The 14,842-nt window shown below is 55.9% G+C and carries 10 protein-coding genes and 1 pseudogene; 2 read left to right on the top strand and 9 right to left on the bottom strand.

The genetic code is table 11. The features are described 5' to 3' along the window. Positions 1–12: 12 nt before the first annotated feature. The 9 genes and pseudogenes from B3H65_RS06800 to B3H65_RS06760 all read right to left on the bottom strand — a co-directional run bounded on the left by B3H65_RS06800 (position 13) and on the right by B3H65_RS06760 (position 11,994). Positions 13–777, bottom strand: coding sequence for an ATP-binding cassette domain-containing protein (locus B3H65_RS06800; protein ID WP_286684641.1), 765 nt, complete (start codon positions 775–777; stop codon positions 13–15). 78 nt (positions 778–855) lie between these two features. Beyond that, positions 856–3,402 carry a hypothetical protein gene (locus B3H65_RS06795; RefSeq protein ID WP_286684640.1) on the bottom strand — a complete coding sequence of 849 codons (2,547 nt, stop codon included), beginning with the start codon at positions 3,400–3,402 and terminating at the stop codon, positions 856–858. A gap of 243 nt (positions 3,403–3,645) precedes the next feature. Then, entirely contained in the window at positions 3,646–4,536 is an 891-nt protein-coding gene (locus tag B3H65_RS06790) for a formate/nitrite transporter family protein (RefSeq protein ID WP_286684639.1), read from the bottom strand. An 81-nt stretch (positions 4,537–4,617) separates the two neighbouring features. Then, entirely contained in the window at positions 4,618–6,114 is a 1,497-nt protein-coding gene (locus B3H65_RS06785; RefSeq protein WP_286684638.1) for an ATP-binding protein, read from the bottom strand. Between the two features lie 122 nt (positions 6,115–6,236). Further along, entirely contained in the window at positions 6,237–8,450 is a 2,214-nt protein-coding gene (ligA, locus tag B3H65_RS06780; protein ID WP_286684754.1) for an NAD-dependent DNA ligase LigA, read from the bottom strand. A gap of 155 nt (positions 8,451–8,605) precedes the next feature. Further along, positions 8,606–9,100, bottom strand: coding sequence for an XRE family transcriptional regulator (locus B3H65_RS06775; protein WP_286684637.1), 495 nt, complete (start codon positions 9,098–9,100; stop codon positions 8,606–8,608). 8 nt (positions 9,101–9,108) lie between these two features. Further along, a pseudogene (locus B3H65_RS06770) lies at positions 9,109–10,213 on the bottom strand (replication initiation factor domain-containing protein); the annotation flags it as partial. Between the two features lie 446 nt (positions 10,214–10,659). Next, on the bottom strand, positions 10,660–11,211 hold the full coding sequence (locus B3H65_RS06765; protein WP_286684636.1) for a hypothetical protein: 552 nt from the start codon (positions 11,209–11,211) through the stop codon (positions 10,660–10,662). Between the two features lie 561 nt (positions 11,212–11,772). Next, entirely contained in the window at positions 11,773–11,994 is a 222-nt protein-coding gene (locus B3H65_RS06760) for a helix-turn-helix transcriptional regulator (RefSeq protein ID WP_286684635.1), read from the bottom strand. Between the two features lie 583 nt (positions 11,995–12,577). Between B3H65_RS06760 and B3H65_RS06755 the strand changes: the two genes are divergently transcribed. After that, the gene (locus B3H65_RS06755) at positions 12,578–13,339 is read left to right on the top strand and encodes an SDR family NAD(P)-dependent oxidoreductase (protein ID WP_286684634.1); all 762 of its coding nucleotides are present in this window, start codon (positions 12,578–12,580) and stop codon (positions 13,337–13,339) included. A 288-nt stretch (positions 13,340–13,627) separates the two neighbouring features. Continuing rightward, the gene (locus B3H65_RS06750; RefSeq protein WP_286684633.1) at positions 13,628–14,842 is read left to right on the top strand and encodes a Fic family protein; all 1,215 of its coding nucleotides are present in this window, start codon (positions 13,628–13,630) and stop codon (positions 14,840–14,842) included.

Below are 14,842 nucleotides of genomic sequence, written 5' to 3'. Positions count from 1 at the left end.
AATCTCCTTATGCTACAGGTAGAGCTCGTTATAGATATCGATCGCCTTGGAGGCGAAGGCGGGGCCGGAGGCAAAGTGAGCCCCGGCGCGCGGTGTGGCGTGCGCGGGCGACGCCGCGATCGAAGCCGGCACGGCGGGCGCTGACGGGTCGAACAACACCAGCCCCTTGTCCTTTACAAAAAGAATCTTATCGCTGAGCTGGTCCACGTTATCAAGGATGTGGGACGACATGATAATCCCCGTCCCCCGCTGGGCCAGCGAACGCATGATAGCGGAATTGAGCTGCACGTTAGTGGGGTCCAGCGCGTTCATGGGTTCGTCCAGCAGCAGGTAGCGCGCGCCCGTCATATAGGCGATGGCCAGCGTGAGCTGCTGGCGCATGCCCTGCGAACACGCGCGAACCCGCTTGTTGAGAAAGCCGTCTACCTTGCAGGCGCGGGCGACGTCGTCGATGGAGCGCTGGGAGCGCCACAGCTTGTGCGTCATGTCCAGGTGGTCGCCCACGGTCATGCCCGGGTAAAGTAAGGTGCCCTCGCCCGGGGCGTAGAACACGCGCGCACGGCGACGCGCAACCTGGTTGGCAGGAAGATCGTCCACCGCGATTGCGCCCGTAACGCGAGCGGCCTTGATGTTGGCCATAGCCTTGAGCAACGTGGTCTTGCCGTAGCCGTTGGGCGCCACCAGGCCCATGATGCAACCTGGTTCAAGGTCGAAGGACACGTTCTGCAGCAGCACGCGTCCACCGTAGGACAGGGTAAGATTTGCAACAGAAAGCATGAGCGCTCCCGTGATTGAGATCCAATAACGTCTTGGGCACCGCTTCGCAGCCAGCGCTGCCGCCAAGTTGGACGAATATCAGATTCTGATCACGCAAGAGGCATCGCGCACGCGCAGGGACCGGGCGCGTTGCACACGGACAACCATGTACGTCGCTGCGGCCATGACCGGCAAGAAGACCGCCAGCACGATGCAGGCCGCACAGGCGGAGACGCCGCAGCCGGAGATAAAGCCGTAACCTGCGGCGCCAACCACGCGCGCCACATCCAGATACGTAAGCGGTAGCCACCCCAGGGCCACCGAGGCGATGCTATCCGCAGGCGCCAGCGCAGACGCGTTGACGGCGAGCGCTGCCAATGCCAACGTAGCCGCAGCAGCAACGCACACGCTACGGAAACTCCTGGTCGCGCGCTCTATGCAGGCCAGGAACACCACCACAAACGCGCTGGCAAGCGCCTGCACGCCGGCGCCGGACATAAGGGCGCTCGCTACGGTGGTAGCCACCACGCCGCCGCTTTGGATGAACACCACGGGATAGCCCATCTCGCCCACGCCGTTGCGCATGGTGGCGTACGCGGTCCCTGGAATAACAACCAGTGCCAGCATAACAAGCGCGATGGCGGACGCCACTACGCAACCCGCTCCCAGCTCGACCGTAAAGGAAACGGGTGCCTGCTGGATAAGCGATCCGCGACAGCGATACCGCGCAATCAACAGCGCCGTCACGCATGCGGGCGCCAGCCAAAACGCGAAGGGTGCCACGCCAAACACAAAGGATAGGTAGAAGGATCCCGGCATACGGGTGCTCATGTTGTAAAGCTCAAGCTGGTCCGACGCCGCCAAGCCTTCAAGCATGGCGATCTTCGCCTCCACACGCAAGGGGTCGCCCACGGGGTCGTTTTGGGCGAGAGCTGGCAGGTCCGCCGCCTCAAGCCGCAGGCGCTCATACTCCGCCAAACTCGCGTACCCCTTGGCGGAGGTCTCGCTATACACGTAGCCACTCAATGCATCCGCCTGACGCTGCAGCAATAGGTATTCGTCCGAATCATGCGCATATGCGCCGGACTCAAGCTGCGCGTAGAGCTGGCGAAGCTGCATGTTCTTGTAGGACTCGACCGAGAAGTCGCGCACGTTCGTATCGACCGAGAACACCGCGGGGACCACCAGCGCCGCCGCCATGATAAGAGCGAGCGCGTAGAGCGCCGGGCCGCTGAGCAGCATGCGCGCCAACGCGGCAGTGTAGGATGCGAAGACGGAAAGGGACGAGAATGTTGGGAGCGCAGGGCGGGAAGAGGACGATGAGGAATGAGATGGGGGCGCCGCCATGTCGGGGCTCGCAGCACCTTTGTCCATCGCCGCATCACACGAACCCGTACGGTGAGGAGCGGCGCGGCGCAGGCGCGAGGACCAACTCACCAGCGCGCCCGCCGGAGCCAACAGCGCGAGCAAAGCGGAAAGCGCGAACGTCGCGGAACCCAGCGACACGCAACCGCGAACAAAGGAGACGCCCAGCAAGGGCCGCGCGCCGGGCATCATCGCCGAATCGATGGAGCCCGCGGCGTATTCCACCCACAGATACGTGGAGGGCAGCCAGGGCGCGACTTCGCGATAGGACGAGAACTCACCGTAGTAACCCGGTGCCAAAGGCAGCGCCATCATGCACAGGGACGCGACCACAGCCGGCGCCACGGAATCGAACACCGACGCGCTGAGGTGCGCCAGCAGCGAGAACGTGAACGCGATCAACACGTAGAGCACGGCGGACTTAAGCAGCGCCTCCCCCACCGTGGAGACCACCAGCGAAGCGCCGGACCCCACCACCACAGGATAGGACGCATCGCCCACACCCGCGCGAACCGCCTGCAAGATCAACGTCGGTGCGCAGATAAGAGTCAAGACGGCAAGGCCCAGCAAGGCAGAGGAAGCCGCTCCGTAGAGCATGCGGCGGCGCGCTCCCAACGGAGCCTGCGTCATAAGGCGCTGCTTGGTTTGGGTCGAGGCGCCAAGCGCGCATACCGCCAGCAGCGGCACCGTCCAAAAGAGCAGCTCGACCTGGCTGTTATACCTATAGATGCCATCGCCTTGCGATGAGTAGACAATAGGAATGACGCCGCTGGGAAACATGAAGAGGCCCTTGCCACCCATGACGGCGTACAGGAGCGCCGGCGCATCGTTAGACACCGCATAGGTCTGCGTGGCGCCGGAGTCTGCCAGAGCCTGGTAAAACGCCGCGCGATCGAGGTTGTAAACGGAACCCGCGTAGCCTTGCACCTTGGCGCTCATCTGGTAATACTCCGCCGCGGCGGCGAAGTAGCCGTTCGCGTCGCCCGCGTCCCAGCGGTCGAGCAGCTTATCCGCTGCCTGCGCCATCTTGATATCGTTCGCGCGGTGCCACGATCCCACCGCATCGTCTTCTGGATACCCGTTTAGGTCGAGCGACTGGCTGGAGCGGTACATGCGAATGGACTCGATTTCAGTCGATGCGATTGAGTCTTGCCAGCCGCCCATGGTTGTTTGTTTAAGCGCGGGCAACAGGTAGAGCACTTGTAGGACGATGATGAGCACAAGCAGCAGGCGCGACGATGCGACGCGCTTGGCGATGGTGCTGAAAATGCGTCCGAACATACTGCCTGCGCCTCCCCTCGCGTTCGCGCGCACGCGGGCGTCCGCGCCCAATGATGATGTCAACATATCACACTAGCACGCTAAAGCGACTTGGGAGGGCGAGTGGTCAGCATGGTCGCGCGTGCGGTCGTTCGTCACTTTGCACCCGGCTGCATCTCAACAAACAAAGACGGGTTCGTCACAGCAAGATAGCGCCACAGCGAACCCGTCAATACGGCTGATTTGTTTGAGGAACCTTTACCGCTACTCGGCCAGCTTCTCGACCTCGGTCTCGTGCTTGTGGGCCTCGCGGCCGTAGGCGATCCAATAACCGACGCCAACGATGAGGATACCGCCCGCGATATTGCCCAGCGTGGCGGCGGACAAGTTGTAGAGCATGGAGCCCGCGGTGAGCGACTCCGCGCCCGCGACCGCCGCCCCAAAGCCGGCGGCCTTGGCGGCGAGGCCCATGGGTAGGAAGAACATATTGGCGACGCAGTGCTCGAAGCCCATAACCACAAAGGCCGAGACGGGCAGAATGATGCCGAGAACCTTGTCCGCCGTGGTGCGCGCACCAAAACCAATCCACACGGCAAGGCAAACCAGCAGGTTGCATAGCACACCCTTAAAGAACAGCGTATGCCATGCGGGTGTGACCTTGCCAACGGCAAGCGACACCATCGCATCGCCCACGGCACCGCCGTTCATGCCCTGCAAGTTCGACATAAAGATGAGCGCCGCCAGCATAAGGGCGCCCACAAAGTTGCCCAGCCAGACAATGGACCAGTTGCGAGCCAGCCCTCGTCCGGAAATCTTGCCGGACGCCTTGCCCAACACCATGAGGGCGTTGCCCGTAAAAAGCTCCGCGCCGCACAGAAGCACCAGCTCAAGGCCAAGACAGAAGCATAGACCGCCCAGCGCGCGCTGCGCCGCGAAACCCATCTGCGCGTCCCCCATAACCACGGTGAAGAACGCCGCACCCAACGCTACGAACGCGCCCGCGAACATGGCGAGGACAAAGAGCTTGATGAGGGGCATGTTCGCTTTGCTGATGGCGACGTGCTCCGCCTTGGATTCGATCTGCTCCGGCGTAAGGGCGTCCGGGACCAGGTGATGGGCGGGCAAGTCGTGCATCGGCTTGGGCTCGACGGGCATGGGTACCTCCTGTGATTTGATTCAGGCACAAGAAGTATACCGAAACTTGCCGTGGCGGCACAGATTGCAGAGCGCAGCTAGCTACCCTGCCAAACGGTAGCGCGTTGAGGGCCCTCGCCCTTCTTGGACGATAACGCCGTCTTCTGCCAGACCACGCAAGACCTTACCCGCTGTGGTCTGACCTACGCCAAGAAGCTCTTCTATCTGCTTACGCGTCACCTCGCCCTCGACTTCGATGAAGCGAACGGTACGCTCGATATCGCTCAAGTCAAACGAAGCCAATGCGCGCTTGCTGCTGCCCTCTTCGCGCAACGCGTTACGCGGACTTGGCTCGCCGGCGGCGGTACGGCTCCTCAACCAGAGCGAAGACGCCCCCTCGCCAGAAACCTCGAAGGGCTCCCCCTCACCCCGCAATGCCAACCTTGCCGCATCTTTCTCGCTCGACAACGTATTCTTGTATGAACGATTAGGAAGCGCGATAGTGAAGACGCCTTTAGAGAACAAGATCTGGGGCCTTTTGACATCGTAGCGATATGCAGACCGTATTTTCGCTATGCCCGTACCGTATGCCTCGATCAACTTCAATCTAAAAAACACCCCTGCGAGCTTAGGGTTTCGGAGCCTTGAGACTCCTGCCGCGATGTCTTGCAGCTCAATGCCGTCTGGCAAGCCGCCCAAGTTGACGATTTGCATTTGGTCATCGAACATCTTCACCAACGTTGCATCGCTAAAGGAATACTCGCGATGGACAACCGCGTTGATCAGCGCCTCGCGCACGGCGTCCACCGGATAGTCGCGAATATCGATGCGCTCGAGACCCTCGATTTTAGACGCCAGGTTATTTCGATCATCGATAAATCTAAACGCGTCTTCCAACTGCTGGAATATCGAACCGGTGAACTCGTCCCTATTTCTGAACAAGAACTGACCCGCCGCCGTACCGTCAAACCACGCCGCCTTGAGATACGGTGGGCATTGGTCGGAAAGCAGTAGCGCGAGATTGGTGAAAACCCCATCATCGCTTAAGAGCCCAAGCGATCGCATTTGCGACGTTCTCCACGCAACGTCGTTCGCTTTGAATAGGCTTTGGGCCTTCTCGAACGTGAGGTCTTGGCAAAGCGAACGCAGGTCCTCAAAACGCTCCCCATCCGCTTCGCGCACCATTCTGCGAATCGCGGTATTGGTTGCGGGAATCGACGATGCTCCCTGGCGAACGTAGACGCCATGCGGAGTCAGCCCCTTTGACCGCAGGAAGTAAGGCTTGGACACCCCCGCGGAAACGTCGATGCGAATGCACCGCGCCTCGTCGTTCGAATGCCGCTCCTCGCTGAGGCCGGTACCGTACACAACGCTGCATCTCATCAATTCCCTGACATCTGGCTGGATGGCGCCTCGCACCATGCTTTCAACGTCGAGCATCGCGGCGGCGGGATCGTCCACACCAGAAACGATGCCATCATCTTCAACACCTACGTATATGACGCCGCCGCGACCGTTCAAGAACGCTATGACTTCCCTTGCAAGACGAGGGGTGACGGAGCGCTTGAACTCGCACCCCTCGCTTTCCACCATCTTCATCCGCACCCCCATCTAACGCGTTAGATACTATATCTCTCACTCTACCCGATAGATGCGTTAGATAGTCAGTTTGCGTGAATGATGATGAGATGACGCGGAAAATGAGGCGGACGCGCTGCTCCCTACTCCTGCGGCACCTTGCCGGTAGTGAGAATCTGCTCCAGCTGAGCCTCGTCCAAAACGGGCACACCCAGGCCCTCCGCCTTGGTGAGCTTGGAGCCCGCCTTGGGGCCCGCTACCAGGTAACTGGTCTTTTTAGAAACCGAACCCGTCACCTTGGCACCCAGCGCCTTAAGGGCCGCTCCAGCCTCGTCGCGCGTGCGAAGCTCCAACGCTCCGGTGAGCACAAAGGTAAGGCCCTCGAGCGGGTGCTCCGCCGCCAGATCCGCGTCCACGCCGGTCTGCTGGGCCACGCGCGCCGCGGCGGCGCCCAAATCCTCCTCAAGCGAAAGGCCTGCGTCGCGCAAGCGCTGCAAGACCTCCAGGTTCTCAGGGACCGCCAAGAACTGCTTGACGCTGGCAGCGATCTTGGGGCCGATGCCCTCGCAGCCGGCGATGTCCTCCTCGCTTGCCTGCACCAGCGCGTCGATGGTAAGGAAGCGCTGCGCCAGCACCTCGCCCACAGACTTGCCCACGTGGCGGATGCCCAGCGCGAACAGCACGCGGCCCAGCGGCTGCTGCTTGGATTGGTTCAGCTGGTCTATGACCTTGGCGGCGATAGTGGGGCCCACAGGGATGGGGTCGCCCGCAGCCACGCCCTTCTTGGCGTTGGAGGTTGCGTAGGTACGGCCCGTGTCCAGCGCGGCGACGGTGTCGACATCAAGCTGGTAGAAGTCCGCGACGTCATGCACCAGCCCGGCCTCGACCAGCTTATCGACCAGCTCCTCGCCCACGCCGTCAACGTCCATGCAGCCGCGGCTGACCCAGTGGATCAGGCGCTCTTTGAGCTGTGCGGGGCAATCCAGCGACACACAGCGGTAGGCCACTTCGCCGTCCTCATGCACCACGGGGCTTCCGCAAGCGGGGCACTCGGTGGGCATGTCCCACTCAACCGAATCGGGCCAGCGCTTATCCAGCACCGGACCCACCACCTCGGGGATCACGTCGCCCGCTTTATGGACGATGATGGTATCGCCCACACGGACGTCCTTGCGGCGGATCTCATCGATGTTGTGCAGCGTGGCGCGGGCGATGGTCGAGCCGGCGACGGTCACCGGGTCGAACTCCGCCACAGGGGTAAGCACGCCGGTACGACCCACCTGGATGCGAATCTCGCGCAGCACGGTGGTCTTCTCTTCCGGCGGGAACTTAAACGCGATGGCCCAGCGCGGCGCGCGGGCGGTGAACCCCAGGTCGCCCTGCTGGGTGAAGCTGTCGACCTTTACCACTACGCCGTCGATGTCATAGTCCAGGTCGCTGCGGTGCGCCAGGGCGTCCGCGCAGAATTGATGAACGGCCGCGGGCGTGGTGCAGCGGGACACGTTGGGGTTGACGGAAAAGCCGGCGCTACGCAGCCAGTCGAGAAACTCGTGCTGAGAATCCACGTGCAGCGGCGCGGTGTCCGCGATGGCGTAGATGAACGTAGCGAGGTCGCGCTTAGCCGTGACCTTGGGGTCCTTTTGGCGCAGGCTGCCGGCTGCCGCGTTGCGGGGGTTGGCGAAGGGGTCGCGGCCCTCGGCGTCGGCCTCGTCGTTGAGACGCATGAAGCTGCCCTTGGGCATATAGACCTCGCCACGCACCTCGATGGGCGTGGAGCGATCCGCGGCCATGTGCACCAGCGCGGCCTCGGAGAGGTGCATGGGAACGTCCTTGATGGTGCGGACGTTCAGCGAAACGTCCTCGCCCGTGGTGCCGTCGCCGCGCGTCGCCGCGCGAACAAAGGCGCCGTCTTGATACGTGATGGCCACGCCCAGGCCGTCGATCTTAAGTTCGCAGGTATACGCGACGTTGCCGGCACCCAGCGCGGCCTCCGTGCGGTCGAGCCACTCATCCAGCTCTTCCAGGTTCATGGCATCATCCATGGAATACATGCGCGCCATGTGCGTGACGGGCGTGAACTGCTCAGCATCCACAAAACCGCCCACGCGCTGCGTGTAGGAGGAGGACGTCACCAGATCGGGATATGCGGCCTCGATCTGTTGGAGCTCTACCAGCAGCTTGTCGAACGCCGCGTCCGTGATCTCCGGGGCGTCCAAAGCATAATAACGATACGCGTGGTAGTCGAGCAGGTGGCGAAGCTCCGCCGCGCGCTCCGCCGCCTTAGCGCGGTCGCCTTGCTGCGCGGTCGCGGCCGGGGCTCCAGAAGCCGCCTGCTGCGCCCGAGTTTCATTGTCCATTGCCAAATCACCGAACAAGCTCTGCTGCTCTGACACGCGTGCCTCCTTGGTACCTGTTTTCAACCCTTACAGGGTACCATCACGCGCGAATAATGGCGCTTGGACGCGGGCATGCGTCCAAGGCAAAACCATCTCTGGACGATGCGGCCCGGCTTCTAGCCCATCTTCATCGCGAACAGCGGAGCGAAGATGAGAACTAGAATAATTGCCCAGGTAATGAAAACGATTGCGTCCCAATGCGGCAAAAGGCGCCGCCATAAGAACGTCTGCGGCAGCGTGCTGCCGGGCTTATATCCCTCTAGAAAAGCCATGGTATCAACTGCGTTCCTAATGTGACGTTCATTCCTAATCGCGCTCGCCCTAAATCCCAGTACAAACCAAGGCACCATGAGGCAAAAGCGCAGGATGTCCACTACGATAGCGATAGCACCCGCCGTGGTCGAGTCGAGAAACCGATACGACAATGCGTCGACGACAATCCCCGCAAGCGCAACAAATAAATACACCAGGCTACTTGCGAGCGACAGCAAGATGGTACGACGGTCGCGCTCCGTTTGGCGCAAATATTCTTCCGACCGCTCATCCAGCAACGCGTCAATCGTTATACCAAAGGCTGCGGAAAGAAGCTTTACGCTCTCGATGTCTGGCAAGGTCTTGCCAGCATATCGTCCAGTATGGTTGTATGGTTCAACTTATCCAGTTCCTGCACCATTTTAAGCGTAGGTGCTACCTGTCTTTGTAGCCAATGCAATGCTCTTTCCATTGTGAACGGTTCTGGCTGTGTGGTTAATCGAATGGGTTCTCGGTTATCTCCTACAAAATATGCCCACTCTGGATTGATTTTCCAGCAGTTCTTTGGCTTATCTTCTTCTGGGTCAACGAAACGGATATAATGATTGATGATAGAAAATGCTGTCCTCTCTGCGTCATAATAAGTCAGCAAATCCACAACAGCCTTATAGGCTCTTTCATTCTTCATGCGGATTTCAAAACGGTTCTTGATTTCGCTGTCTTCAATGGCAATGCCTTTCTTGACGTATTGTTCCTTTGCCTTTTCATAAATGCAGAAATACAGCTCGCTTTGTGTTGAGCCGATGTACATCGTATTTCCTGTGCTTTCGGGTATATCATCGCTGTTCTTGTCCGTTCCGTCATATCGCTTTTGTCTGCGAAAGTAGGAGATACATTCTCCACGCTGATACTTTTCTATGAGCTTTGGAATATCCAGCACCCCAACTCTGTCATTTATCGCAAGGTCAAGACGCTTTATCACGCCGTCAGAAGTCAGACAGTCCATCATCAAATCAAACCAGCTTCTTTGCTGTGCCAGAAGATAGCCCTCAATCTGTCTGCACCCTTTGCCTTTCAGTTCCAGCAGGACACCCAATAACGGGTTGGAAGATACCAATACGGTAATATCGCCTAAAATATACTGTTCTTCATAGCCATAGCGTCCGTATTCTTCATGGAGCATGTGTCTGGGCTTGATATGCAGAATGTCCTTAATAACGGTCAACGGGTCTGTGGTAGGGAAACGGACACGGAAATAGTCAACCAGTATGAACATAGGCTCTAATGGATTTAATCGTTCCAACTGCTTTTGAATTTCCGCTTTCAGTTCTTCTGTCAAATGAAAGTTTTCCCGTTTCAATGCGGTTATAATGTTCTCGACTGATACCGCAGGCAACGGCAAGTCTTTTTTGCGATACTCCGTATTCCTCACGCTTAAGCTTTAATTCTTCAATAAATTTTTTATCATTCATTCTTCAATTCCTCCAATCAAAAAGGCAACTACCATGTACTGATAATTGCCTGCATTTCATTTCTGCAAAAGAAAAAGACAATCAATTTCTTATCTGAAATCAACTGTCTTTCCTATGCTGTTTAGTTTTTCAAAGTGATAATTGCATAATTTATATCACGCCGTTTAAAATGCGGTTTTGCCCTGTACTTACAGCGTTTTCCGCTTGCTAACGTCTATTGTTTCTTGTTTTTTATGCCCCCCTTGTTAGATAACGGGGGCTTAGAAAGCTCGCTAACGCTCGCCCAACCGCCAAAGTGAACCGCCCTCTCGCCAGCAAGCTGGCGTGGCTCTATGTCTTCGACCGCCACCGCTGGCGGATCATTTCGGTGGTTATTACTTTGCACCCTTACAAGATGTTTCTAAGCAGGGCAGAAACTCACATCTACTGTTCTTATTACTAGTTATCTAAATGACTCTTTTATAAAAAATCGGTTCATCATACCCAAAAGTTTTCTTTCCGTTGACTTCCATACTCTCACTAACCTCTAAATATTCTTTTGAAAAACGTTCAAATAAAGTAAATTTCAGCACAGGGGAAAACATACTTGTACTTCCACCTTCCCACACGCCGTCTTTTTCAACATATAATGCCGGAGTAAACTTTTCGGACAGTTTCAACTCACGATAGTCTACTGGTTTGAGAGCCTTATAGGTAAAGGTATTTTTGTCATATCCCGCAGGCAATTCGTAAGAAGTCAATTTAATTCCATTTTCTTCTTCTGTAAATAAAAACAAGTGAGGTGTGGCATGGGTATTTCCATTCGCTGTATAATAGCTTTCTTCCACCATAAAAATCCCTTGAAAATCATTTGGTAAATTTGTGATTTTATCATTACAAATCGTATTAACATGTTCAGCATAAGGAAAATTTAAATCGTTCTGTTTCATTTTTTCAAACTGTGCAGAATTATTGAAGTGTCCTGTCAATATGTCCATAAAATCGTTCAATTTGTTCATTTTTCTTTCCTCCATTTTTTACAGTCAATTTGTCAATTAACGTTTTCATCAAATTCATCAGTTCCATACGGCTGTTATCATCTATATCAGATAACACTTGCGTATCCCATGAATAAAAAAGCCTATGACTTTCTTCCACTATTTTTTTACCTTTGTCAGATAAGGTTAAAAGATTAAATCTCCTGTCAGTATCGTTCTTTCTTTGGAAAATTAATTCTTTTTCTAGTAACAATGTTACGCAATAGCCGTAACACCAGCAATACAACAGAACCCTTCATTCATTATACATTCTGATAGTTCTCTAAGCGTACCTTCATAAGCTATATTGCTATAAGATACCACTAAGACAGATATGCATGCTTTGTAAAGGGTGCTGTTCAGCATTGCTCACGCAACAAGCTTTGACAAAACATAGCCCGATAAATCTAAGGGTAACCAAGCAGAAATCAAATAATCTGCTATTTCACAACAACGAAAAAGAGATACCAGCACACTTATGTGGTATCTCTAGCTTAGTAACAATATTCCTTCCTCTGCAAGCAGGTAAACACGGGTTATTACTTAATATCCTTTTGTTTGAGAAACTCCCTTTTCCCAGTTGATCACCGTTTGGCGCGATACGAACACGCGAGAGGCGAGATCGCCCTGGGTCATTCCGGCGGCCTCGCGCAGGGAACGGATGCGGGCGCCCACCACGGATTCGACGGGATTCGTTTTGATACAAGGCCCACCCTCTGAAAGCTCCGTCATCGCCGGCGCCGCATGTTGATCGAGCTTTGTCATCGCAGCCTCCCATCGACCTTCCGTTGCAATCCCATCGAAAGCCCGCCGGTCTCCGACGTTCTTTGATGCACACACTATAACCGCACGGCGGCGCTCTTTGAACCACACAAACGCCATCGAGCTGTATAAATGCTTTTACACCCTTATTTATCAGGTAGTTTTTAAAGTGGAGGCAACGGTACCGCTGACTGATGCCATCATAGCCGAAAGGTCCCGCGCGCAGATCTCAAGGATAATTGCATCGTTTTCGAATCTCTTCGAGTAGCCGCCTCGCGCGCGGAACAAGTATCAAACAAAACGATATGTTACTGATTTTGTATACAAAGCCTTTTCCAAAATGGATGCAATTATCCTCAAGAACTGCGCGGCATACCGGCCTGGAAACAAAGCAATGCCCCAATCATGCACCTTATTTTCCATCACTTGACAAACCGATGGTCGAAAGACGTCCCGCCGCCCGCCTTGCACGGCAGCGTCCCTCACGGGTCCGCATCGAAACCCCCTGTAGACTCATGATTCGTTACCCGCGCGTGCAGACCCGCGGGGCCTCGGCGGCAACACATCTCGAGAGAGGGAATCCATCATGAAGCAGTTGAACGAGAAGGTCGCGATCGTAACCGGCGCCGGCCAGGGTATCGGCAAGGGTATCGCCCTGTGCCTGGCTAAGCGTGGCGTCAAGGTCATCGCCACCGGCCGTCGTCTCGAGCCTATCGAGGCAACCATCGCGGAAATCAAGGAGCTGGGCGGCGACGGCCTGGCCATGAGCTGCGACTCCGCCGACCGCGAACGCGTTTTCGAAGTTGTTAAGACCGCCGTCGACACCTTCGGCTCCATCGACGTCATCGTCAACAACGGGCAGGCAATCGTGCCCTCCCAGCCCGTCGAGGACACCGAGTACGAGAACATGCTCAAGGCTTGGCAGTCCGGCGTTATCGGCTCCCTCAACTATATGCAGGCCGCCTTCCCCTACATGAAGGAGCAGCACGAGGGCCGCATCATCAACTTCGCTTCGGCCACCGGCATGTTCGGCATCGCCGGCCAGCTCGCCTACGGCTCCAACAAGGAAGCCCTGCGCGGTTTGACCAAGATTGCCGCCAAGGAGTGGGGCCAGTACGGCATTTGCGTGAACATCGTGCTGCCCGGCGCCGAATCGCCCGCAGCTAAGGCTTGGGCCGAGAAATTCCCAGAGGAATACGCTAAGCAGGTCAACCTTAACCCCATGAAGCGTTTTGGCGATCCCGAGGCAGACATCGCCCCCGTCGTCGCCTTCCTCGCCGGTCCGGACTCCTGCTACTTCTCCGGACAGAGTGTCATCGTCGACGGCGCCAACAGCATCATGCCGTAACAGGACCGCGGGAGCTCTTCGCGCACCCGTCCGTCTCATCGGCTCATATCTCACTCATTTCAAAAGCGGGTCCTTCAAAAAAGAGGGACTCGCTTTCACCATCTATCGATTCAACTATTCTAATCTTGCGTTTTTCTTCCTACGATTCCACCTCTTATAAGTCATTTGAGAACAGATTTACTTTTATTAGCTCTATTCTTCGATTAAATGATCAAAATGGCCATTTTTTTCTTTTATAAGCTATAATCTATTCGATTAGATATCATTTCTCGGCTTATGGAGGATATCGTGTCGTATAGAACGCTTGAAAAGGAATTCTACGCCAACAGCTCTTCTGATCGCTACACCGCCCATGATGCCCTTCTTAGCAAGCGCTTCGATAGTGACTCAACATTCAAAACTGGCATTGCGCTAAGCACCGGCGAGCTATTCCTAGCAGTTCCCCGCGAGCTGTCCATTGCAACCGAACACGTATTGCGTCGCGAGCGGAGGGTTTCCGCCCTCTGGCGCGCCCTGCCCCCCATCGCGCTTGGAGCCTATATTCGCTCGCTCATCATGGACGAGGTCGTCTACAGCAATCAAATCGAAGGAGTTCACAGCACGCGCAAGCAAATTGAGGCCGCTCTTGAATCCTACAATCAAAATGACGACCACGCGCCCTTTATAGAATTTGCCAAGCTTTATCTTCAGCTAACCGACGGCGCCACACCGCCAGCTTCACTTGAAGATATTCGCAGCATCTATGACTCGGTAGTTGCTGACGCCATATCTCAAAAAGACCTACCAGGAGACACTCTGTTTCGTTCCGGCCCTGTTGAAATAATCAATCAGCACGGAAGGACTATACACAAAGGTGTCACGCCGGAATCCGCAATTGAATCAATGATGCTTCAATGGATTGATTTATCAAGAAGCGACAATATCCCAGAGCTGTATTCTGCCATCTTATGCCATTTCCTCTTTGGCTATATACACCCTTTTTATGATGGAAACGGCAGAACCGGTCGCTACCTTCTCGCGCTACACCTTAGCAATCCCCTATCCCAACCCACCGTCTTGTCCCTCTCAAGAACCATTGCTGAAAACAAAGCGATGTATTACAAAGCGTTCGATACCGTAGAACGGCCCCTTAATCACGCTGAAGGGACCTCCTTTGTCCTTATGATGCTTGAACTCATTACTCAGGCTCAGGAGTCGCTTATATTGGACCTTTCAGCAAAGCAAGACATGCTCGACGTCCTTGCAGGCAGAATCGGCACCTTAGAATCCGAATACGGCAGAAGAGGATGTCAGGTCCTATTCTATGCAGCCCAAATGCATCTCTATAACGTGCTCCAAGAAACTAGCCTGGATACGCTTGCGCGCGACCTGAGCATCTCCAAGCCGACCGCGCGTCGCGCAATTCAAAGCCTTGAAACCATCGGCATCCTATCGAGGACTTCGCCGCGCCCGCCCCGCTATAAACTGACCGAGAAAGGAATGGACCTTCTAGGGATCGAGTAA

It is taken from the genome of Collinsella sp. UBA1693 (assembly GCF_002320115.1).
In the GTDB taxonomy this organism is placed as follows: domain Bacteria; phylum Actinomycetota; class Coriobacteriia; order Coriobacteriales; family Coriobacteriaceae; genus Collinsella; species Collinsella tanakaei.
The sequence above is the reverse complement of the archived record's forward strand: the minus strand, read 5'-3'. Positions and strand labels throughout refer to the sequence as shown.